Consider the following 22948-nt stretch of genomic DNA (forward strand, 5'->3'; position numbering starts at 1 on the left):
TCAGAACGTTGCAGGGTTATTCTCTGATTTTTCTCGCAAATACGCGCCCTCTAAACAGCTAATCGCGCTATGCTTTACAGCGAGAAATTTGCCCCACCACAAGGAGTGGAAGATGTCTTCTGTTCGAACTGCCGATAACACGACTTTTATTAACGAACTGTCGCGCCTGGTTGGTCACTCTCACCTGCTTACCGACCCGGCCAAAACTGCCCGCTACCGTAAGGGCTTTCGTTCCGGACAGGGCGATGCGCTGGCGGTGGTTTTTCCCGGCACGCTGCTGGAGCTGTGGCGCGTCCTGAGCGCCTGCGTCGCCGCGGACAAGATTATTTTAATGCAGGCGGCTAACACCGGCCTGACCGAAGGCTCGACGCCGAACGGCAACGATTACGATCGCGACATCGTGATTATCAGCACCCTGCGCCTCGACAAACTTCACCTGCTCGATAAAGGCGAGCAGGTACTGGCCTTCCCTGGCACCACCCTCTACTCGCTGGAAAAAGCGCTTAAGCCGCTTGGGCGAGAACCGCATTCGGTGATTGGTTCATCCTGCATCGGCGCCTCCGTCATTGGTGGGATTTGTAATAATTCCGGCGGTTCGCTGGTGCAGCGCGGCCCGGCTTATACCGAAATGTCGCTCTATGCCCGTATTGATGAAAACGGCAAGCTGACGCTGGTGAACCATCTGGGAATCGATCTGGGCGTCACGCCGGAGCAGATCCTGAGTAAGCTCGACGACGATCGCGTGAAAGATGAAGATGTACAGCACGATGGCCGTCATGCCCACGATCACGATTACATCACCCGCGTACGGGATATCAACGCGGATACACCAGCGCGTTACAACGCCGACCCGGATCGCCTGTTCGAATCCTCCGGCTGCGCGGGCAAACTGGCCGTTTTCGCGGTCCGGCTCGACACCTTCCCGGCCGAGAAAAAACAGCAGGTGTTTTACATCGGCACCAATCAGCCTGACGTGCTGACCGAAATCCGTCGTCATATTCTGGGCGAATTCACGCATCTGCCGGTGGCGGGCGAGTATATGCATCGGGATATTTACGACATCGCCGAACGCTACGGCAAAGATACGTTCCTGATGATCGACAAGCTCGGCACCGACAAAATGCCGTTCTTCTTCACCATGAAGGGCCGCACTGATGCAATGCTGGAGAAAGTGCCGCTGTTTAAACCCCACTTCACCGACCGCTTTATGCAGAAGCTGGGTAACGTTTTCCCGGCCCACCTGCCGGAGCGAATGAAAACCTGGCGCGACAAGTATGAACATCACCTGCTGCTGAAAATGGCCGGGGACGGGATCGCCGAAGCACAAAACTGGCTGAGCGAATTCTTCAAAACCGCCGAGGGAGATTTCTTCGCCTGTACACCTGAGGAGGGGAGCAAAGCGTTCCTGCACCGTTTTGCCGCTGCGGGGGCCGCCATCCGTTATCAGGCCGTACACTCAGAAGAAGTAGAGGATATTCTGGCGCTGGATATTGCCCTGCGACGCAACGATACCGAGTGGTTTGAACACCTGCCGCCTGAAATCGACAGCAAGCTGGTGCATAAGCTCTACTACGGCCACTTTATGTGCTACGTCTTCCACCAGGATTACATCGTTAAAAAAGGGGTCGACGCGCACGCGTTGAAAGAGGAGATGCTCGCCCTTCTGCGCGAACGAGGCGCACAATATCCTGCGGAACACAACGTTGGGCATCTTTACAAAGCCCCTGAGACACTTAAGCAGTTTTATCGCGAGAATGACCCTACAAACAGTATGAATCCCGGCATTGGTAAAACAACGCGGAATAAATACTGGAAAGAGAGCGGTAACGCAGAGCAGGCCATTACGCAACCATCTGATTAATTCATACAGCCATATTTAAGAGATTGTTAAGCACAGCTCAATCGTACTAGAGTACCTGCACTCGCCGGAGAAACGTTTCTCCGGCATTCTTTGACGAGGAGCAGGCACATCATGTCGGCTGTTGATATTTTATCCGTAACCGAAGTGGAAGTGCGCGATGCCCTTCCCGACGATGTGCATGCCATTTCGGCTATTTATGCATGGCATGTACTTCACGGACGTGCGTCGTTTGAGGAAATCCCCCCCACCGTTGATGAAATGCGTAAGCGGTTGAAAAACGTGACCGATAACGGTTTGCCCTGGCTGGTGGCGCTGTATCGCGGCATTGTGGTGGGCTATTGCTACGCCACGCCATACCGTCCACGACACGCGTATCGCTTCACGCTGGAAGAGTCAATCTACGTGGATGCCAGTACCACCGGACGCGGTTTTGGTAGCGCACTAATGGACGCGCTGATTGAACGCTGCGAACAAGGTCCCTGGCGTCAGATGATTGCCGTTGTGGGGGATGGCCATAATAACGCCGGGTCATTGCGGCTGCATAAAAAGCACGGTTTTGAAGTGGTCGGTCAGCTACGCAGCGTGGGCTACAAAAAAGGCGACTGGCGGGATACGGTGATTATGCAGCGCCCGCTCAACGACGGAGACTGGACCCTGCCGGAATAGGCCCAGTGCGGTCTGGTGCCCTCACCCCCGCCCTCTTCCACCGGGAGAGGGAGAAAACATAAAAAACGGTAACACAGTTACCGTTTTGCTTTTACCTAATCGTTCTGCGCCGTCGCCATCTGCTCGGCTTTCTGCTTTTTATACGTCAATGCTGCGGCCGGAACAGGCTGCACTTTCCCGGTTTCAATCCAGGTGCGCAGTCGGCTGGCATCGGCGAAGTGAGTATATTTGCCGAAGGCATCCATCACCACCAGCGCCACCGGTTTACCGTTGAACACGGTACGCATCACCAGACAGTGACCCGCCGCGTTAGTAAAGCCGGTTTTCGTTAACTGAATATTCCAGTTCTCGCGGTACACCAGGTGGTTCGTATTGCGAAACGGCAGCGTATAGGCCGGGTTCGCAAAGGTCGCCATCTCTTCACGGGTGGTACTGAGCTGCCCAATCAGCGGGTACTGTTTGCTGGCAATCAGCAGTTTGGTCAGATCGCGCGCCGTAGAGACGTTGTGAATCGACAGACCTGTCGGCTCAACAAAACGGGTGTTATTCATTCCCAGCGCTTTGGCTTTGGCATTCATCGCTCGAATGAAGGCGTCGTAGCCGCCCGGATAATGGTGGGCGAGGCTCGCCGCGGCGCGGTTTTCTGACGACATCAGCGCCAGCAAGAGCATATTTTTACGACTGATTTCACTGTTCAGGCGCACGCGGGAGTAAACCCCTTTCATCTCCGGCGTGTGGCTGATATCCACTTTCAGTTTTTCATCCAGCGGCAGATGTGCATCCAGCACTACCATCGCGGTCATTAATTTGGTTATCGAGGCGATCGGGCGCACCAGATCCGGGTGGCTGGCGTAGATCACCTTATTAGTGTTGAGATCAACAATCATCGCGCTGCCGGAAGCGATTTGCGGTTGAGCAGCAGCGGTGGTCACCGCGGGCGTTTTGGCGACAGCTGGCACGCCAGCGGACGCCCCCAGCAACAGTGCCAGGCTAAGTAAAGAAACTCGGAATTTCAGCATGGTGAGACTTCTGATAATTATTCACGCACGTTATGACGTACACCGCCTGCGTCGACGGAGAAACACAGGCTGGCTTCGGCATCATAGCGGTCACCGTGCATTGTCGCCAGCGGATAATCGTGAACAGATGCTGCATTGCTGGCATTTACGCCAGCAATGCAATTAACTCAGAAGAGACGGTAACCATAACCCCAAAGAATCACCGTCAGCGCCAGTAACGCCTCCAGTACCAGCACGCCGATGGCGAGCGTAGAGCTGGAAAAGCTCAGGCCTTCTTCTTTATTGATATTCAGGAAGGTTGGTACGCCCAGATACAGCAGATAGCCAGTGTAAAAGAGCGCAATGGTCCCGATCAGCGCGCACAGCCAGACCAGGGGATAGAGCGCAACAATACCGCTTAAGAACAGCGGGGTTGCGACGTATCCGGCAAAGACCATACAGTGTGCCAGGGAAGGACGCTGCGGATAGTTACGTGCCATCCAGTGAATGACGCGTCCCATAACCGCCACCCCTGCCAGCATCAGGCCATAAAAGAGAATGGCAAGATAAAGCCCGGTAAACCAGGAAAGCTGTACTACGGTGCCATCACCAAAGTTCCAGCCGATTTGTGTTGTACCAATAAACGCGCATATCACCGGCACCGCCGCCATCAGCAGCACGTGGTGCGTGTAATGATGCGAGACCGTTTCGTTCTCACTTTTGATGACATGCATTTCACGATCGGGATGGGAAAAAAGTCCCCAGACATGGTTCATAGCGCCCCCTTGTTGTCGGCCCGTCATCGATACCTTAAGTATAATGCAGGGTTTAGATTATTTTATGTACAGTGGGAAATTTCCGTTGATTGCCCCGCGGTTGTCACAAGGGGTATATGATTAACCGAGGCACGCTGAGGGAGATGATATTTACGTAATGGATATCAACGGAGTTATTGAACAATACGGATACGCTGCGCTGGTTGTCGGAAGCGTGGCAGAAGGTGAAACCATCACCCTGTTAGGCGGCGTCGCCGCGCATCAGGGATTACTTAAATTCCCGCTGGTTGTCGCCGCGGTTGCGCTGGGCGGGATGATTGGCGATCAGCTGCTCTACTTTCTGGGGCTGCGTTTTGGGCCGACGCTGCTTAAGCGTTTCGCTAAGCACAAGAAGAAAATTAACCGCGCGCAGCGGCTGATCCAGCGCCACCCTTACCTGTTTGTGATTGGCACCCGCTTTATGTACGGCTTTCGGATTATCGGGCCGATATTGATTGGCGCCAGCCGCCTGCCGCCGAAAATTTTCCTGCCGCTGAACGTGATTGGCGCGTGCGCCTGGGCGCTGATCTTTACCACGCTCGGTTACGTGGGGGGAGAAGTGATTGGCCCGTGGCTGCATAACCTTGACCAGCATCTGAAGCACTGGGCGTGGCTGATTCTGGTGGTTGTGGCGGTGATTGGAGTCAGGCTGTGGATGCGGCACAGAGAGAAGAAGCAGGATGAGGAGTGAGTGCGGTCTGTTGCCCTCACCCTAACCCTCTCCCACAGGGAGAGGGAACTTAACACACCCTCTCCCACGGGGTGAGGGGAAGCTACCCCGCTGGCTTAAACTGCGGATTCGCCAGCATAAACCCGCCATCGACGATAAACGACTGCCCTGTGGTGTAGCTGGCGTCGCTGTCGCATAACCACGCCACCAGACTGGCGATCTCTTTGGTATATCCCGGTCTTGCGAGCGGGATCGCTGGCATCGATCCTTCCTTCACTTCACTCTCGTCCATATCATTCATCGGTGTGGCAATCGCCCCCGGCGCAACGGCGTTGACCAGAATGTTGTGCTGCACCAGTTCCAGCGCCATCGATTTGGTTAAACCTCCCAGCGCATGTTTTGCGGCGGTATAGGCGCTGGCTTCCGGCAGCGGCGTATGTTCGTGCACCGAGGTGATATTGACGATTCGCCCTCCTTCCCCCTGCTCCACCATTTTACGTGCGGCAATCTGCGAACAGAGAAACGCACCGTCCACGTCGACGGTGAAAATGTTTCGCCAGTCGTCAAACGGCATATCCAGGAAGGGCGCTTTGGTCATCGCCCCCGCATTGTTAACCAGCACGTCCAGGCGACCAAAACGGGCAATTAACGTTTCAATCGCCTGCGCGCCCTGTGGGAGGGTGCTTAGATCTAGGTGGATAGCTTCAGCCCGCCGTCCCTGCGCCTCCACTTCGCGGCAGGTATCCCGGGCCCCTTGTTCATCAGAGTGCCAGGTGACGCCAATATCAAACCCACGTTCAGCCAGCATCAGGGCCGTGGTTTTACCAATCCCGGAATCCGATGCGGTAACAATCGCTACTTTGGTCATACTCACCTCCTGAAGAACGGCAAAGAGGTAAGTATAGATAATGACCCTGATTAGCCATGATGATAACCACCACCCAGCGCGGAGGTGAGCTGTAGCGTGGCGTCGATATACTCGCCCTGCAGCATCAATCCGGCGAGATGTTCCTTCAGCGCTGGAATTCTGGCTTCACTGACGCGCGAGCCGGCAATAATTCCGGCGCTAAAACGTGCCTGCGCCAGCTCCACGACGCGCGCCGCATCTTTTTCTACCTGCTGCTGATGCTGATTTTTCGCCGTCAGCATTTCCACTTCGCTGGCCGTACGCGCCACCTGGTTCACGGCATCCACCACCGCCTTGTTGTAGTTCGCCACCGACAGATTGTTCTGCGCCTGGGCAATATCCAGCTGCGCGTTCAGCCTGCCGCTGTCAAAAATGGGCAGAGTCAGCCCGGCGGTCACACCCATTTGCTGAGCTGAAGAACGGAACAGATCGCTCAGATGCAGGGCATCTTGTTGTAAAAACGCCATCAGATTCACATCAGGATAAAACGCCGCTCTGGCGGCATCGACCTCGCTCATTGAGGCTTCGATATACCAGTGCGCCGCCTGCAGATCCGGTCGTCGGGCCAGCAGTTCATATCCCAGCGTCGACGGTAACGACGCTTCAACCGTCGGTAGGGCATGCCGTGTGAGCGCCAGCGCGGGGGTATTAGTCAACGCGTTCAGACGCGCCTCGATGGCTTTCATTTTGCCGTGAACCTCTGCGATCTGCTCTTCGGTTTTGCTGGCACTGATGTCGGTTTCGACACCTTCCACAGAGGAGGTGATCCCGTGCTGATACAGCTCGCGATCGGCACCGATGATATTGTCCTGTTGGGATTTGATCTGCGTGAGGACCTCCTCCACGGCGGCCTGAGTTTGCCAGTCCCAGTAGAGCCGCGCCACGCTGCTGGCAAGCAGTTGACGGGTCTGCTCAAGCTCCGCTTTTTGCGCATTCACCTTGCCTATCCGGGCCTCCAACCGGGCGCGATTTTTGCCCCACAAATCCAGATCCCAGCCCGCAGTCAGACCAAAGGTACCGTTGGTATACCAGGGGCCGGTGGTGCCCGCAGCCGGGTCGGTTATGGCAAAGGGCCCCATCAGCCCTTCAGCGGACATTTTCTGACGTTCAGCATCGGCCGAAAAATCAATTTGCGGGCCGTCGGCCGCCAGGGCTGCTTTGGCCTGGGCTTCGGCAAGGGTAATACGCTGACGGGCAATCTGCATATCGGGCGCATCGCTTAATGCTTTGGCAATTAGCTTATCAAGCTGCGGATCGTTATACGCTTTCCACCATGCATTTTTCGGCCAGTCCTGATGAGGCAGCACCGTATTAACCGACGCCGTGAGTGACTGGGTATTAAGGGGAGTTACCGTGGCATGTTGCGGCGCACAGCCGGCCAGAATAACGGCAAAGGGAGCACTCAGAGATAAAATAAGAAAACGTTTCATTACGCCATTCACGCCAAAAAATAAAGGCGCAAAGTACGCCTGATACCTCTCTTTTTTTTAGTAATGCGTGGCAATGCGCAAATTGTCATACATTTTTGTAATTAGAAAATTATACATGCCGAGAATAAGCCAAATTAACAAATTCATCTCAATTATAAATTGCCTGCTACACTTACTGTTGGCATACATACGCAGGAGAAGGGAATGAAAATATTATTGTGGGTCATTTTAATTATATTTCTGATAGGACTGCTGGTAGTAACGGGTGTGTTCAAGATGATTTTCTGATTCATTTGCCCGGCACCGCGCCGGGCAAAGGTCAACCAGCCCATGCGTCTGGTCCAGCGCTTCACAGGGATAATTGCGGTCACACGCTTATTATTTTGCCTGGATCACCCGCGCAATATCCGCAGAAGTCTGTAATGTCCGAATCTCCTGAAATAACCCCAGCGCTTCATCGTACTCTTTGCGTAAATAGCTGAGCCACTGTTTGATACGCGCCACGTGATATAGCCCGGTGTCGCCCTGCTTTTCCAGACGGCTATATTTTTGCAGCAGCGTCACAACATCAGCCCACGGCATACGCGGCTCGTTATATTTAATCACCCGGCTGAGGTTAGGCACATTCAATGCCCCGCGGCCGATCATCACCGCCTCGCAGCCGGTGGCTTTGAGACAGGCCTGCGCGCTCTGGTAATCCCAGATTTCACCGTTGGCGATCACCGGAATGCTGAGGCGTTTGCGGATCTCACCAATTGCCTGCCAGTTAATGCGCTCGGCTTTGTAGCCATCTTCTTTGGTGCGGCCATGCACCACCAGTTCAGTAGCCCCGGCCTGCTGCACCGCATCGGCAATTTCAAACTGCCGCGCGTCGCTGTCCCAGCCCAGGCGCACTTTCACCGTCACCGGCAAATGGGCAGGCACGGCTTCACGCATCGCTTTCGCGCCACGGTAAATCAGCTCAGGATCTTTCAGCAGCGTCGCCCCGCCGCCGCTGCCGTTCACCAGCTTCGACGGGCAGCCACAGTTGAGATCGACCCCGTAAGAGCCGAGCTCGACGGCACGGGCGGCGTTCTCGGCCAGCCATTCAGGATACTGGCCCAGCAGTTGAATACGCACCAGCGTGCCGGAGGTGGTCCGGCTCTGGCGGTGCAGCTCCGGACAGAGTCTGTAAAACGATTTTACCGGCAACAACATATCGACCACGCGCAAAAACTCCGTCACGCAGAGATCGTAATCGTTCACCTCGGTCAGAAGTTCGCGCACGAGGGAATCGAGCACGCCTTCCATTGGGGCCAGTAAAACACGCATAGCAGTACCTGTGAAAAAAGACGCGCTATAGTAATCGCTCTGTATGTATGTTGAAAGCACGACGTTCTATTCTGGAATGACGGGTATGCTTAAAATTCATGATGTGATCCATGGCACACTTTCGGGTTTAATTGTATGATGAATGCGTTTCAGCAAGGATTTTAACCATGAGAAAATCATTGAACATTATCTGGCAATATCTGCGCGCATTCGTCCTGATTTACGCCTGCCTGTACGCCGGGATTTTCATCGCTTCCCTGCTTCCTATCACCATTCCCGGCAGCATTATCGGCATGCTGATCCTCTTTGTTCTGCTGGCGTTGCAAATTCTGCCCGCTAAGTGGGTCAACCCCGGCTGCTTCGTTCTTATTCGCTATATGGCGCTGCTGTTCGTGCCGATTGGCGTCGGGGTCATGCAGTACTTCGATCTGCTTAAAGCCCAGTTCGGCCCGATTGTCGTCTCCTGCGCGGTCAGTACGCTGGTGGTTTTCCTTGTGGTGAGCTGGAGTTCGCATCTGGTACATGGCGAACGTAAAGTGGTTGGACAGAAAGGAACAAAACAATGATGGCCAATATCTGGTGGTCGCTGCCATTAACCCTGGCGGTATTCTTCGCGGCACGCAAACTTGCCGCCCGGTTCAAGATGCCGCTGCTTAACCCGTTGCTGGTGGCGATGGTGGTGATTATCCCGTTCCTGCTGCTTACCGGTATTCCTTACGAACGCTACTTTGCCGGGAGCAAAATTTTAAACGACCTGCTACAACCCGCCGTGGTCGCACTCGCGTTTCCTTTATATGAACAGCTGCACCAGATCCGCGCCCGCTGGAAATCCATTATTACCATCTGTTTTGTGGGGAGCCTGGTGGCGATGATCACCGGTACTTCAGTCGCACTGCTGATGGGGGCCTCTGCGCAAATTGCCGCCTCTATTCTGCCGAAATCGGTGACCACGCCTATCGCCATGGCCGTGGGCGGCAGCCTCGGCGGCATTCCTGCCATCAGCGCCATGTGCGTGATCTTTGTCGGCATACTGGGCGCCGTGTTTGGCCATACCCTGCTCAATGTCATGCGCATTCATACCAAAGCCGCACGCGGTCTGGCGATGGGCACCGCGTCGCACGCGCTGGGCACCGCCCGCTGTGCGGAGCTGGATTATCAGGAGGGGGCGTTCAGCTCGCTGGCACTGGTGATCTGCGGAATCATGACCTCGCTGATGGCGCCGTTCATTTTCCCCGTGATTCTGGCGGTGATGGGCTAAAATTTGCGATGCGTCGCGCAAATTTCATTTTGTTTTCATAAGTTGCATACATAATGAGATATGGATCACATATAAAGCCCCGACGGCTCCGTACACTACCGATCCATTAACCTTTATGAGGCAAACGCCATGCATCCACGTTTTCAAGCGGCTTTCGCCCGGCTTGCAGAGAATTTGCAATCAGCTCTGGCCCCGATTCTGGCGGATGAGCATTTCCCCGCCCTGCTCACCGCTGAGCAGATCACCACGCTGAAACAGGCCACGGATCTTGACGAAGACGCGCTGGCTTTCGCATTGCTGCCGCTGGCTGCCGCCTGTGCACGTGCCGATCTTTCCCACTTTAACGTTGGCGCCATTGCGCGCGGCGTCAGCGGAACCTGGTACTTCGGCGGAAACATGGAGTTCCTGGGCGCAACCATGCAGCAGACTGTTCATGCGGAACAGAGCGCCATCAGCCACGCCTGGCTGCGCGGCGAAAAGGCCCTGAGCGCCATTACCGTGAACTACACCCCGTGCGGGCACTGCCGTCAGTTTATGAATGAACTGAACAGCGGGCTGCAGCTGCGCATCAATCTGCCGGGTCGCGCGCCGCATACGCTGGGCGACTACCTGCCTGACGCCTTTGGTCCGAAAGATCTTGAAATCAAAACCCTGCTGATGGACGAGCAGGATCACGGTTACACGCTGACCGGTGATGACCTGACCCAGGCGGCCATTCGCGCTGCCAACAAAAGCCATACGCCGTACAGCAAATCCCCGAGCGGCGTGGCACTGCAATGCCGCGATGGGCGTATTTTTAGCGGCAGCTATGCCGAAAACGCCGCGTTTAACCCAACGCTGCCACCGCTGCAGGGCGCACTGAACCTGCTGAGTCTGAACGGCTATGACTACCCGGATATTCAGCGCGCCATTCTGGCAGAAATTGCCGATGCACCGCTGATTCAATGGGATGCCACCGCCGCCACCCTGAAAGCGCTGGGCTGCACGTCAATCGAGCGTGTATTGCTGGCGTGATCCTTCTGGCGGGCAGACATGCCCGCCCGTTTTGCTGAAAAAGCCTTCAGTTGATGCGCTGTTTCTTGCGCTAACCAGGCGGGTACAGTAGCCTGAGTTAAATTCACCTTCGGTACGAGCCATCTGCATGTTAAAGCGCGTTTTTTACAGCCTGTCTGTCCTGGTCGGCATACTGCTGTTGATCGTGCTGGGTCTCGACCGGTGGATGAGCTGGAAAACGGCCCCCTACATTTTTGATGACCTGCAGGACCTGCCCTATCGCCAGGTGGGTGTGGTGCTCGGCACCGCAAAGTATTACCGCACCGGCGTCATCAATCAGTATTACCGCTACCGCATTCAGGGCGCGCTCAACGCCTACAACAGCGGCAAGGTCAATTACCTGCTGTTAAGCGGCGATAACGCGCTGCAAAGCTACAACGAACCGGTCACCATGCGCAAAGACCTGATTGCCGCAGGCGTTGATCCGGCAGATATCGTGCTCGACTACGCCGGGTTCCGCACGCTCGACTCCATCGTGCGCACGCGCAAAGTGTTCGACACCAACGACTTCATCATCATCACCCAGCGCTTCCACTGCGAACGTGCGCTGTTTATCGCGCTGCACATGGGCATTCAGGCGCAGTGTTATGCGGTGCCCTCGCCAAAAGATATGCTGAGCGTGCGCGTGCGTGAGTTTGGCGCTCGCTTTGGCGCGCTGGCCGATCTCTATATCTTCAAACGTGAACCGCGCTTTTTAGGCCCACTGGTGCCAATTCCGGCCATGCATGAAGTGCCGGAAGATGCGCAGGGTTATCCGGCGGTGACGCCGGAGCAGTTGCTGGACATGCAGAAGAAAAAGTAATCAAATTCTATAACGCGTGATATAACACGCACTACTCTGTCATCAGATGCCTAATGAGTGATATAAGTGGCGCTAGTTGCCATTTTCATTAACAATGAGTAATATTTTACTCATTGCCGTTTTATGGAGGTGAGATGGAGACGTTAACCGTACAAGCATATCTGAATGAAACATGGACGGATATCGCCCTCATCAAATATCCGGGAAGCGAAAACAATGACTGGAACACCACACAGTTAGACTATCTTACTGAGTATGCGATTAATTTTCTTAACTATGATGATTTTCACGCGGTCTCAGTCAACCACCCTGTATCACTCTTTTTTGATGACCAGGGTCAACCGGGCTGGCTGCGATTTATCGACGATATCATTCCTGCCGGAGCCAGTCGCCGTTATTGGATAAATGCACTCGATATCAGTGAGTTGCCTGTTGGTCAGCAGAATTTTTTATTGTTGAAATTTGGCACAATGTCCCCTGTCGGGAATTTGCGTATAAAAGAATCCGTTCCTGAATGGAATGAATTCGCACGCACTAAAACGTTTACGGTTGCGGACGTCATCGATCGTGCGGCAGATTTTCTGGATTATGCCCAGGAAAGAGGCGCGGCGGCGGGTGGTGCAACCGGCGCTGGGGGTGAAGCGCCGAAACTGTTGCTGCGCTGTAGTGAAACGGATGCCATATGGATCGATACCTGGCAAAACGAACCGGATAACCGGGACCGCTATTATTTGGTTAAATATCCACGCGGAAACAGAACAGAAGTTGATTGTAATATTCTCCGGGCTGAATTTCATTATTACCATGAGCTTAACGCGATGGGCTTTTCCACGATCCCAGTGGACACAATGCGCCTTGAAGAAGGTAGCCACTATCCTTCGCTGTGGTTGCCACGTTTCGACATAGTGAGAAATGAGCAGGATCAACTGATCAGGCTGGGTATGGAATCGGTGTATTCACTATTACAAAAAGCACCCGGTACTCTCCTGGATCATGAGGCAACGCTGCGCGCGTTAATTAATAAAATTACCTCCAGCCATATGGTTCAGCAGCAGGGCTATCAATTTGATATCCCTGGTTTTGTAACAGAATGGGTACGTCGCGATCTGTTAAATATTATTTTTGGGAATAGTGACAACCATGGGCGAAATACCGCCTTTGTGAAAGCTGAAAATCACATTATGCTCTCCCCTGTTTATGATTTTGCTCCAATGAAAGCCGATCCAGAGGGGATACCGCGAACCCTGAAGTGGTCATTATCTTGTGAATCAGGGGGGGATTATAATTTCAACGCTATCGCGCAAGCGCTGGCGGAGTGGATCCCTCCCACAACTTTACTTGACGCTCTGCATGAGACAGCCGTCCAGCTCATCGATCTCCCGGAAAGGCTGGAGGCGCGAGGCGTTCCCGACCAAATAATGGAAATGCCCGCGATTGGTTTTCGCTATATTCCGAATAAACTTTCTCGTTGGGGTTTATTATGAAAACATCTAATAAGTTTGAATCAGAGCTTCTACAAACATTAGCCCGGGTACGCAGCGTAAATGAAAAGCGACGTCATGATGAGGATGAAGATCCGGACAAGTCATCGGTAGTAAAGAGGCAACGCGTTTCACCAGGCTTAACACGGATTAGTACTCTTGATCGCCAGGCTGTACTGCATGCAGCCATACGGGACATTTTACTGGGTAAAATCACACAGGGTGAGGCGCTGAAAAGACTCAGGGTCGAAGTGTTGGGGATGAAGCAGGATGAATATGCAAAGCTGGTCAGCGTATCCCGGAAAACATTGTCGGATGTAGAAAATGGCAGAGGCAATTATTCCGCTGACATTATAAATAAAATCTTTAAACCCTTTGGGCTTCAAACCGGACTGGTGCCCATTTCCAAATCGCTTATAGCTTCACTTTTCACGTAAAAAACCCGCATGCCGTTCACGGGCAGCGGGTTTTATTTATTCGCCTGATAATTATTTCTTACGCGCGTATTTCAGTGAATCCAGCGCAACCGCGAAGATGATAATGGCGCCCTTGATGATGTACTGCCAGTACGGGTTCACGCCGATGTAGGTCAGGCCATAGTTGATGACCGTAAAGATGATCACACCGGTGACCACGCCAAGCACGGTACCCACACCGCCGCTGAAGGAGACCCCACCGACCACGCAGGCGGCAATCGCATCCAGTTCGTACATAAAGCCGAGGTTGTTGGTGGCAGAGCCGATACGGCCCGCTTCCAGCATCCCGCCGAAGGCATAGAACACACCGGACAGGGCATAAATCATCAGCAGGTTCAGGGCCACGTTAACGCCGGACACTTTCGCTGCTTCCGGGTTCCCCCCGATGGCGAAGATGTTCTTACCAAAGCGGGTTTTGTTCCACAGGATCCAGACGAACGCCACCGCAATCAACGCGTAGAAGGTGATATACGACAGGCGGAAGCTGCCCAGCGCAATAAATCCTTGCGTGAAGGTCGAGAAGCCGCTGTCGAAGCCCGAGATGGGGGACGCACCGACGAAGTCGTAGTACAGGGAGTTGATACCGTAAACGATGATCATCGTACCCAGGGTGGTGATAAATGGCGTCACGTTCAGGTAAGCGATGATAATACCGTTGATCAGACCAATCACCGCACCGATGGCGCAGACAATCAGGATCACCACGAAAATGGGCATGGTCGCCATTTCCGGGAACACCTTGTTGGCGTTTTCCATCGACTGCAACAGGGTTGCCGCGATCACCGCCGCCAGGCCGACCTGGCGCCCTGCGGAAAGGTCAGTCCCCTGGGTGACGATGAGCCCCGCCACGCCCAGCGCGATGATAATACGTACGGAAGACTGAGTCAGAATGTTACTCAGGTTCAGCAGACTTAAGAACGTAGGGTCCTGGAAAATGATAATGGCCAGCAATACTAAAAGAACAACGTAAATACCGCCTTCTTTCAGATAAGTGAGAAAACTTTTTTTATTTAACGCACTCATGAGGAGCCCCTGATCTTAAAGGTGCAAAGACGCTAAACGCAAAATTTCGTTTTGCGTTGTCGTTTTCGTGTCAACAATACCGGCAACGAGACCATTGCTCATAACCAGAATACGGTCTGTGATCCCTAACAATTCCGGCATTTCGGAAGAGATAATAATGATCCCTTTATCCTTTTTCGCCAGCTCAGCGATCAGCTGATAAATTTCAAACTTCGCGCCGACGTCAATACCGCGGGTTGGTTCATCCAGCATCAGAATTTCTGGCTGCGTTAATAACCAACGACCGATAATGACTTTTTGCTGGTTACCGCCCGACAGCGAACCAATTTGCGTACGATGCCCCGGCGTTTTTACGCGCATAGAGTCAATAACCCACTGGGTATCGCTCTTCATGCGGGAGTTATCCAGCAGACCCACTTTGTTTTTATAGTTGCGGATATTAGAAATTAACGAGTTAAAGTTAATATCCAGATAGGCATAAATACCGGTCGAACGCCGCTCTTCCGTCACCAGTGCAAAACCATTATTAATGGCTTCGTTGGCGTTGTGGTTGTTAATTTTCTTACCGTGCAGCGTGATGGTGCCTTCGGCTTTCTCGCGAATACCAAACAGGGTTTCGACGATATCGGTACGTTTTGCCCCGACCAGGCCTGCAATGCCCAGAATTTCGCCCTTGTGCAGGTCGAAGGAGACGTCGCGAATAGAGGGCTGACGCAGCGAGGTCAGATTACGCACCTCAAGGATCACCTCACCCGGCTTGTTCTCTTTGTCCGGGAAACGCTGGTTCAGGGAACGGCCCACCATCATGGCGATGATCTTGTCCATGTCCAGCCCTTCGAGAGGCTGAGTGGCAATCCACTGGCCGTCGCGCAGGATGGTTATCTCATCACACAGCTGGAAGATCTCTTCCATTTTATGGGAGATATAAACAATGCCGCAGCCGCGATCTTTTAGCTTACGAATAATGGTAAAAAGGTGGTTAACCTCTTTTTCCGTTAATGACGATGTCGGTTCATCCATGATGACAATTTTGGCATCATAGGAGAACGCTTTAGCAATTTCGATCATCTGCATTTGCGAGACGGATAATGTTCCCACGCGGGCGCGCGGATCGATATCAATATCCAGCTCATCGAAAATGGCTTTGGTGTCACGGTACATTTTGTCCTGATCGACAAAAACACCTTTGGTTGGATAACGTCCCAACCACATATTATCCATTACCGAGCGTTGCAGTACCAGGTTCAATTCCTGGTGAACCATAGAGATACCGTTTTCCAGTGCTTCTTTCGCTGAATGGAAATCGATCTCTTTCCCCTGAAAAAGAATGCTGCCAGAATCTTTTTGATAGATCCCAAAAAGACATTTTAATAATGTTGATTTACCGGCACCGTTCTCACCCATTAAGGCATGAATTGAATGAGGCCGAACTTTTAAATTAACATTATCGAGTGCCTTAACACCGGGAAACGACTTGTTGATGCCGTTCATTTCCAACAAGAATTCACCGGACGACGGAGTAGTTGTGCTGACCATAATTATACCTTGTTGGCCTCGCATATCGCGTTATAAAAGGGCGCAACATGTTGCGCCCTGTGGAGACATAACTAACTATCTTATTTACCGATAAACTCAGCCAGGTTGGACTGGTCTACGCCCACGTAAGGTACGCGAACGATTTTATTGTCGATTTTCCAGTTGGTGCCATCAGCCGCACCTTTACCGTCGGCCAGGTTTTTCGCCAGATCGAAGGTGGCTTTCGCCTGGTTGTTGGCATCGTTCAGCACGGTACCGGCCATCGCACCTGATTTCACCAGTGCCAGCGCTTCTGGCAGCGCATCCACGCCGAACACAGGGATAGAGGATTTGTTGTGTGCTTTCAGGGCTTCTACCGCACCCATTGCCATCGCGTCGTTGTTAGCGATGACCACTTCAATTTTGTTCGCGTTAGGACCAGACAGCCACGCGTCCATTTTATCTTTCGCCTGAGCGGTATCCCACATCGCGGTATCTAAAGCCAGCTGCTGGGTTTTCAGACCTTTGTCGTTCAGCTCTTTGACAACGTAAGTGGTACGCGCTTCAGCATCCGGGTGGCCTGGCTCGCCTTTCAGCAGCACAAACTGGATCTGGCCGTCTTTGTTCAGATCCCAGTTCGGGTTGGCCGCCCAGTGTTTCGCGATCAGATCGCCCTGAATAATACCGGACTCTTTGGAGTCAGTACCGACGTAATACGCTTTGTCATAGCTGTCCAGCGCTTTACGGGAAGGTTCTTTGTTGAAGAAGACGATTGGCACGTTCTGGCCGCGCGCTTTCTCGATAACTGTGCCTGCAGCAGCCGGGTCAACCAGGTTGATTGCCAGTGCCTTCACACCTTTTGCCAGCAGGACGTCAATCTGATCGTTCTGTTTGGACTGGTCGTTCTGGGAGTCATTCATCAGCAGCTGAACATCTGGCGCTGCTTTAGCATCTTTCTCGATCGCTTTACGCACAACAGACATGAAGTTGTCGTCGTATTTATAGATAGTCACACCAATACGGGTATCCGCAGCGTGCGCTGCTGCACCAAAAAGCATGCTTGCCATTACAGCAGACAGAGTCAACACCTTCTTATTCATGGTATCTCCGGTTTTTTTTATGCAGGGTAGTTCTTGTGAATAACGATCGGCGGGCAGGTGTTAATAAAACGTTACTGACAGCCGAAGTTCACTTATAAAATTTCTATCTTCCGTGTTCGGTAACGCTCCAGAAATGCGTTTTATTCGTTGTTTGCGGCACGTTGGCTATAGTGAAAGTGAATAATCACTGTTACATAGCGTTTCAGCCCCTAAAACGCTGACATCATAGTCAGCGCCTTGTTAAGATACTGTGAATTTACTCACAGATTGAAAACGGTTACATCAGCTGGCTTTATCAGTTAGTGATCGGAACCACAATTTGCCGGGCAGAGACCGAATGGCGGCGCACTAATGTCGGCATGAAACAGTGTGTTGCTCCCGTATCAAGCAGCCCTGCCGCGCCCTGTAACGCCAGCTCAGTCGCCAGTTTGGCCATCGAGACAATGGGATAGCGTACCGTTGTCAGCTGCGGGTCGGTGTAACGGGCAATGGGAATATCGTCAAAACCGATCAACGACAAATGCTGTGGCACCGCAATGCCGTTATCTTTTAACGCCGTCAGTGCTCCGGCAGCCATGCTGTCGTTGTAGGCAAACACCGCGGAGAGCTGCAGGTTACGGCCCAGCAGCTCGACCATCGCCGCCTCCCCTCCCTGCATGTCCGGGGTACCGGTGGCTACCCAGCTTTCAGCAGGCGCAATGCCGTGCTCTTTCAGGGCGTTTTGCCAGCCTTCGCGACGCAGTTCGTCGTCCTCAATCGCGTGGCTGGAGGCCAGATAACCGATTCGCTGGTGCCCGTTATTAATCAGCATGCGCGTGGCCATCATGGCGCCGCTCACGTTATCCAGCCCCACGCAACGGTGGGCATAGCCGGGCACAATCCGGTTGATGAGCACCATGCCGGGGATTTGCTCCATAAATCCGGCAAGCTCCTCATCACTCAGGGCTTTTGAATGCACAATCAGCGCGTTACAACGCTGGCGGATCAGCACTTCGATGGCATAGCGCTCTTTTTCTGCTTCATGATAGCTGTTGCCGATCAGCACATACTTTTGGTGCTGCTGGGCGACAACATCCACCGCTTTCACCAGCGCGCCAAAAAACGCATCCGACACGTCCATCACTACCACGCCAATGGTGTCACTGACCTGCGTAGCCAGCGCCTGCGCGTTAGCATTGGGGCGGTAACCCAGTTGGGTCACGGCTTTCATTACGGTTTCACGGGTTTCAGGGCTGACCAGCGCGCTGTTATTCAGCACGCGAGAGACGGTGGCCACAGAAACGCCCGCCTGACGGGCGACGTCACGAATGGTGATCATATTCACCATCCTTAAAAGGATTGCAGCAACTCACAGACACCCCCTGTGTTTAGCAAGGTGGCTATTTTGGCAGCGAGAGAAAGGGGACTACGTGAAGAAGCTCACACAGATGAAAACGGTTACATCCATTTTGTTAATGATTGTGATCCAGATCGTTATCTGGATGTATTATTCAATGAAACACCTGACGCTTTTGCGGTTAACTGACGCCACGCCCACTCCAGCGGCCCCTGGCGGAAATACCGCAGCCAGATAACCGAAAACGCCAGGTTTATCGTCCAGACCGGAAGAACAAACGCCACCAGCGTAAGGCGGTCGAATTTCATAAACAGGCCAAATCGATAGAACAGCGTGGTACAGATGAGGGTCTGCAAAATGTAATTGCTTAACGCCATGCGGCCAACGCAGGCAACGGCACTGACAATCCAGAGGCGGGAGAGCTGCGGCCAGTAGCCATAGATGAGCGCGGCGTAGCCGATGGTCTGGAACGGGGCACCGAGCTCGCGCGGAACCTGCAGCAGGAAAGCGCACCAGCGGTAATCCCAGTGAAGATGCCACTGCGCAATCACTGCCGGGAGATTGATCGCCACGCCCAGCAGCACCAGCAAGACTCCGGTGCGACGATAGTGGCGCAGGCTAAATTCCCCTTTCAGCCAGCCGGTGCGCATCAGGGATGCGCCCATCAGCATCATCCCCGCCAGCTGCCAGCCGTATTGCGCCCCCAGCGCCAGCAGGTTATCGCCCAGCATATCCGCGCGATTGCTTATCGCTTCCGCGCCGCCTTTTAGCTTCCAGAACTGCTCATACTGCAGGTTGGCGGCGTCCGGTATCCATGAGCGGCTTGTTGCGTCGCCGGCGATCATACCCAGCAACAGCAGCACCCCAAGCCCCATGACATAGAGCATCACGCCGGTGTTAAACAGGCTTTTGACGCTATGCGCATCACGGATGAGTCGCCAGCAAATTAGCCCGACTAATCCATAGGCGAGAAGAATATCACCGTCCCAGAAGAACAGGCCGTGAATAAAGCCAAGGAGCACCAGCAGGGTCAGACGTGACTGGATCCAGCGGGTGCCGCGTTTGAGCAGCAGTTGCAGACCGGCGCCAAACAGCAGCGCAAAGAGGGTGAGGAATTTCACCTGAGCAAAGAGATCGAGGATTGCCCACGTCCAGGCATCGCGACGGGTGATCTCGCCATACCAGGCGGGGTTAAGATAAGCGGCCTTCGGCAGACCGAAGGCGCTGATATTAAGCAGCAGGATACCGAGAATGGCGACGCCGCGAACAAAATCGAGCGTGACGTTTCGCTCCATGGTCCCTGCCCTGTCTGATTAGTTGTGGTGACGCACGGCGCGCAGGAACTCCTGGCGGGTGTTCTGGCTGGATTTAAACAGACCGCCCAGCGACGTGGTGGTGGTCGCACTGGTGGCATCACGTACACCGCGCGCCTTCACGCAGTAGTGAACCGCGTCAATAGAGACCGCGACGTTATTGGTGCCCAGCAGCGTTTGCAGCGCGGTCAGGATCTGCTGCGTCAGACGCTCCTGCACCTGTGGGCGTTGGGCAAAGAACTGCACGATACGGTTGATTTTGGACAGACCAATCACCGTATCTTTTGGAATGTAAGCCACGGTCGCTTTACCGTCGATGGTCACGAAGTGGTGCTCGCAGGTGCTGGTCAGCGTAATATCGCGCACCGTCACCATCTCATCCACCTTCATTTTGTTTTCAATGACGGTGATTTTCGGGAAGTTGGCGTAGTCCAGGCCGGAGAAAATTTCGTCGACATACATTTTTGCGATGCGATGCGGCGTTTCCATCAGACTGTCGTCGCTCAGATCGAGATTCAGCAGTTGCATGATCTCGGTCATGTGCCCGGCAATCAGACGCTTACGGGTTTCATTATCCACTTCCTGAACGGGTGGACGCAGTGGCGTTTCAAGACCGCGCGCAACCAGGGCTTCGTGGACAAGGGCCGCTTCTTTACTGAGTGATGACATTCTTTTCTCCTGCAGGTGTGGCGTCTTTTGCCCTCGTTGTGGCAAAAGTGTGCGCTCATTGTGCGTGAGGCCGCGCACATAATCCAGTATTCACGACGATAATTATTGCAATTGCTGCTGCCTTTCGGCCTGACGGTTCCACACCAGCGCGCCCGCAATGAACAGCGCAACGCCCGCCAGCCCCAGCGCAGGCTCAAGCTTGTGGGTAAGCCAGGTGGATAACGCCGAGGTCATCGGCCCCACCAGCTGTCCAATGGCATAACCGGTAGTCAGCAGCCCCGCCATATAGCGGGTATGTTCGGGTGCCAGCTCGCGCCCGTAGAGTAAAGAGAGCTGAACGGCACACAGGAATCCGCCGCCGACCAGCAGGCCGCCCGTCAGCAAGCCGCCAATTCCCGGCAGTAGCCACGCCGCCAGCACACCCGCCCCCTGTAACCACAGCACGATAGCCAGCCTGCGGTTCGAGGTAGAGGTGTGGCGCAAAACGATGCTGAGCACGATGCCCACAACAGCGGCAGCGCCAAATATCGGCCAGACAAACTGTGCAAACAGGCTGCCGGGAAAACGCACGGCCGCCATTTGCGATAAAAATGTTGCAGGCAGGATGTAGCCAAATCCGGCCAGGCTGTAGCTCCAGACCAGGCACTTCAGATCTTTCGTCAGAATAAGGGGTTCAGGCGCGCTGCCCGGCCGGTGCAGTTGCCCGGCACGCGGTAAATAGCGGGCAACCAGTGCGATAAGCACCAGCGCCAGCACGCCGTAAATCTGCCATGCGGCCCCGGCCGACAACGCTTTTGCGTGAATATAGACCGCAAGCAGTCCGCTCAGGGCGATACCTGCGCCCGGCCCGGCAAACACGGCCGCGCTCAAACCCGGTTTACCCAGTTGCCCCAGCCGCTCGTTGGTCCAGGCGGCAATGAGCACCATCGACCAGCCGCTCATGCAGCCAATCACAAAGCGCAGCAGACCATGTACCAGCGCGTTATCCGCTGCGGCGGAAAGCAGCGTCAGCGCCACAGCGCCAGTAATACCCAGCCAAAGGCGGGTTTCAACGAAGCGATGGGCGCGCATCGCATCCCATGCGCCCACCAGATAGCCCAGATAGTTCATCGCCGCCACCAGACCTGCGCTGGTGAGCGTGAGTTGCCCGGCGGCAATCATCAGCGGCACCTGAGGGGTAAACGCGAAGCGCCCAATTCCCATCGCTACCACCAGAACCACAAATCCACTGAGCGCAATTCGCAGCGCCATGACCGCTCCAGTTGTTAATAAAAAGTAAATTTATGATGCAGGATCTCGCTGTCTTGCGAAAGTGAAAGTTGCTCACAGGTAAATGAAAACTCTGTATTATGGGTTGAATGAATAGCAATTCGCATTAAGGAGCCCTGCATGGAACTGCTCGAAGAGCATCGTTGTTTTGAAGGTCGACAGCAGCGCTGGCGCCACGACTCCACTGTCCTGAACTGTGCCATGACGTTCAGCATTTTCCTGCCGCCCACTGAAGAGGGTGTTAAGCCCCCGGTTCTGTTCTGGCTCTCGGGATTAACCTGTAACGATGAGAATTTCACCACCAAAGCGGGTGCGCAGCGTGTGGCGGCCGAGCTGGGTATCGCCCTGGTGATGCCAGACACCAGCCCGCGTGGCGATGAGGTGGCGGACGATGCCGGATATGATCTGGGCAAAGGGGCCGGGTTCTATCTGAACGCCACCGAGCAGCCGTGGGCGAGCCATTACCGCATGTACGACTACATTGCCGACGAGCTGCCAGCCCTGATTCAGCGTGAGTTTGCAGTAAGCAACCGGTGTGCCATCAGCGGGCATTCCATGGGTGGGCACGGCGCGTTGATCATGGCGCTAAAAAATCCTGGCAGATACACCAGCGTTTCCGCGTTTGCGCCGATAGTGAACCCGAGCCAGGTACCGTGGGGGCAGAAAGCCTTTACGAACTATCTGGGCGATGACGCACAACGCTGGCAGGAGTGGGACAGCTGTGCCCTGATGCTGGCGAGCCAGCCTGGAAATGCGATCCCGACGCTTGTCGATCAAGGTGATGCGGATCAGTTCCTGGCCGGACAGCTACAGCCCGCCGTGCTGGCTGAAGCCGCACGTCAGAAAGACTGGCCGCTGACGCTGCGTATTCAGCCCGGATATGACCACAGCTACTATTTCATTGCATCCTTTATTGAGGATCACCTCCGCTTCCATGCGGAGCATTTGTTCGGGTAAGTGCGGTCTTTTTTGCCCGGTAAGCGAAGCGCCACCGG

The 22948-nt window shown here is 54.1% G+C and carries 22 protein-coding genes; 10 read left to right on the plus strand and 12 right to left on the minus strand.

The features are described 5' to 3' along the window. Positions 1–112: 112 nt before the first annotated feature. Together dld and ACOTX3_RS05080 are read left to right on the plus strand one after the other, a co-directional pair. Complete coding sequence (dld, locus tag ACOTX3_RS05075) at positions 113–1861, plus strand: D-lactate dehydrogenase (RefSeq protein ID WP_058678813.1); 1749 nt, start codon at positions 113–115, stop codon at positions 1859–1861. 111 nt (positions 1862–1972) lie between these two features. After that, positions 1973–2527, plus strand: a complete 555-nt coding sequence (locus tag ACOTX3_RS05080; protein WP_020690140.1) for a GNAT family N-acetyltransferase — start codon at positions 1973–1975, stop codon at positions 2525–2527. Positions 2528–2622: 95 nt separating this feature from the next. Here ACOTX3_RS05080 and pbpG read toward each other — a convergent pair whose 3' ends face one another. Both pbpG and ACOTX3_RS05090 read right to left on the minus strand, forming a co-directional pair. After that, positions 2623–3546: a D-alanyl-D-alanine endopeptidase gene (gene pbpG, locus ACOTX3_RS05085; RefSeq protein ID WP_038979491.1), complete on the minus strand. Its 924-nt coding sequence runs from the start codon at positions 3544–3546 to the stop codon at positions 2623–2625. A 167-nt stretch (positions 3547–3713) separates the two neighbouring features. Further along, positions 3714–4301: a Yip1 family protein gene (locus ACOTX3_RS05090; RefSeq protein WP_013097942.1), complete on the minus strand. Its 588-nt coding sequence runs from the start codon at positions 4299–4301 to the stop codon at positions 3714–3716. Positions 4302–4458: 157 nt separating this feature from the next. Here ACOTX3_RS05090 and ACOTX3_RS05095 point away from each other — a divergent pair, with 157 nt between their 5' ends. Then, positions 4459–5031, plus strand: a complete 573-nt coding sequence (locus ACOTX3_RS05095; protein WP_013097943.1) for a DedA family protein — start codon at positions 4459–4461, stop codon at positions 5029–5031. A gap of 82 nt (positions 5032–5113) precedes the next feature. On the opposite strand, the gene ACOTX3_RS05100 is transcribed toward ACOTX3_RS05095, so the two are convergent. From ACOTX3_RS05100 to dusC, 3 genes are all read right to left on the minus strand, one after another. Then, positions 5114–5878, minus strand: a complete 765-nt coding sequence (locus ACOTX3_RS05100; protein ID WP_072205129.1) for an SDR family oxidoreductase — start codon at positions 5876–5878, stop codon at positions 5114–5116. A gap of 50 nt (positions 5879–5928) precedes the next feature. After that, positions 5929–7347 carry a multidrug resistance outer membrane protein MdtQ gene (mdtQ, locus tag ACOTX3_RS05105; RefSeq protein WP_038979487.1) on the minus strand — a complete coding sequence of 473 codons (1419 nt, stop codon included), beginning with the start codon at positions 7345–7347 and terminating at the stop codon, positions 5929–5931. Positions 7348–7725: 378 nt separating this feature from the next. After that, the gene (gene dusC / locus ACOTX3_RS05110) at positions 7726–8658 is read right to left on the minus strand and encodes a tRNA dihydrouridine(16) synthase DusC (RefSeq protein ID WP_013097946.1); all 933 of its coding nucleotides are present in this window, start codon (positions 8656–8658) and stop codon (positions 7726–7728) included. A 167-nt stretch (positions 8659–8825) separates the two neighbouring features. Between dusC and ACOTX3_RS05115 the strand changes: the two genes are divergently transcribed. From ACOTX3_RS05115 to ACOTX3_RS05140, 6 genes are all read left to right on the plus strand, one after another. Next, complete coding sequence (locus ACOTX3_RS05115; RefSeq protein ID WP_023619766.1) at positions 8826–9224, plus strand: CidA/LrgA family protein; 399 nt, start codon at positions 8826–8828, stop codon at positions 9222–9224. After that, a complete protein-coding gene (locus tag ACOTX3_RS05120) occupies positions 9221–9916 on the plus strand; it encodes a CidB/LrgB family autolysis modulator (protein WP_013097948.1) in 696 nt (231 codons plus the stop codon). Before ACOTX3_RS05115 ends, ACOTX3_RS05120 begins: the two co-directional genes overlap by 4 nt. A gap of 129 nt (positions 9917–10045) precedes the next feature. Continuing rightward, the gene (gene cdd / locus ACOTX3_RS05125; protein WP_023619765.1) at positions 10046–10930 is read left to right on the plus strand and encodes a cytidine deaminase; all 885 of its coding nucleotides are present in this window, start codon (positions 10046–10048) and stop codon (positions 10928–10930) included. A gap of 127 nt (positions 10931–11057) precedes the next feature. Further along, a complete protein-coding gene (sanA, locus tag ACOTX3_RS05130; RefSeq protein ID WP_023619764.1) occupies positions 11058–11771 on the plus strand; it encodes an outer membrane permeability protein SanA in 714 nt (237 codons plus the stop codon). A 134-nt stretch (positions 11772–11905) separates the two neighbouring features. Next, positions 11906–13255 carry a type II toxin-antitoxin system HipA family toxin gene (locus ACOTX3_RS05135; RefSeq protein WP_058678814.1) on the plus strand — a complete coding sequence of 450 codons (1350 nt, stop codon included), beginning with the start codon at positions 11906–11908 and terminating at the stop codon, positions 13253–13255. Next, positions 13252–13689, plus strand: a complete 438-nt coding sequence (locus ACOTX3_RS05140) for a helix-turn-helix transcriptional regulator (protein WP_058678815.1) — start codon at positions 13252–13254, stop codon at positions 13687–13689. The genes ACOTX3_RS05135 and ACOTX3_RS05140 overlap by 4 nt, the downstream gene beginning before the upstream one ends. Positions 13690–13740: 51 nt before the next feature. Here ACOTX3_RS05140 and mglC read toward each other — a convergent pair whose 3' ends face one another. From mglC to ACOTX3_RS05175, 7 genes are all read right to left on the minus strand, one after another. Further along, on the minus strand, positions 13741–14751 hold the full coding sequence (mglC, locus tag ACOTX3_RS05145) for a galactose/methyl galactoside ABC transporter permease MglC (protein WP_013097952.1): 1011 nt from the start codon (positions 14749–14751) through the stop codon (positions 13741–13743). A gap of 15 nt (positions 14752–14766) precedes the next feature. Next, the gene (gene mglA / locus ACOTX3_RS05150) at positions 14767–16287 is read right to left on the minus strand and encodes a galactose/methyl galactoside ABC transporter ATP-binding protein MglA (protein WP_029883073.1); all 1521 of its coding nucleotides are present in this window, start codon (positions 16285–16287) and stop codon (positions 14767–14769) included. An 80-nt stretch (positions 16288–16367) separates the two neighbouring features. Beyond that, positions 16368–17366, minus strand: coding sequence for a galactose/glucose ABC transporter substrate-binding protein MglB (mglB, locus tag ACOTX3_RS05155; RefSeq protein WP_014832691.1), 999 nt, complete (start codon positions 17364–17366; stop codon positions 16368–16370). A gap of 295 nt (positions 17367–17661) precedes the next feature. Further along, positions 17662–18684, minus strand: coding sequence for an HTH-type transcriptional regulator GalS (gene galS, locus ACOTX3_RS05160; protein ID WP_058678816.1), 1023 nt, complete (start codon positions 18682–18684; stop codon positions 17662–17664). 155 nt (positions 18685–18839) lie between these two features. Beyond that, on the minus strand, positions 18840–19997 hold the full coding sequence (gene yeiB, locus ACOTX3_RS05165; RefSeq protein WP_020690129.1) for a DUF418 domain-containing protein YeiB: 1158 nt from the start codon (positions 19995–19997) through the stop codon (positions 18840–18842). A gap of 18 nt (positions 19998–20015) precedes the next feature. Next, on the minus strand, positions 20016–20684 hold the full coding sequence (gene folE, locus ACOTX3_RS05170) for a GTP cyclohydrolase I FolE (RefSeq protein ID WP_013097957.1): 669 nt from the start codon (positions 20682–20684) through the stop codon (positions 20016–20018). Positions 20685–20786: 102 nt separating this feature from the next. Next, positions 20787–21935 carry a YbfB/YjiJ family MFS transporter gene (locus ACOTX3_RS05175; RefSeq protein ID WP_029883076.1) on the minus strand — a complete coding sequence of 383 codons (1149 nt, stop codon included), beginning with the start codon at positions 21933–21935 and terminating at the stop codon, positions 20787–20789. 138 nt (positions 21936–22073) lie between these two features. On the opposite strand from ACOTX3_RS05175, the gene fghA reads away from it, so the two are divergent. Then, complete coding sequence (fghA, locus tag ACOTX3_RS05180) at positions 22074–22910, plus strand: S-formylglutathione hydrolase (protein ID WP_058678818.1); 837 nt, start codon at positions 22074–22076, stop codon at positions 22908–22910. The last annotated feature ends 38 nt before the right edge of the window (positions 22911–22948 follow it).

It is taken from the genome of Enterobacter cloacae complex sp. IR5384, assembly GCF_049237265.1.
GTDB classification, from domain to species: Bacteria; Pseudomonadota; Gammaproteobacteria; order Enterobacterales; family Enterobacteriaceae; genus Enterobacter; species Enterobacter cloacae.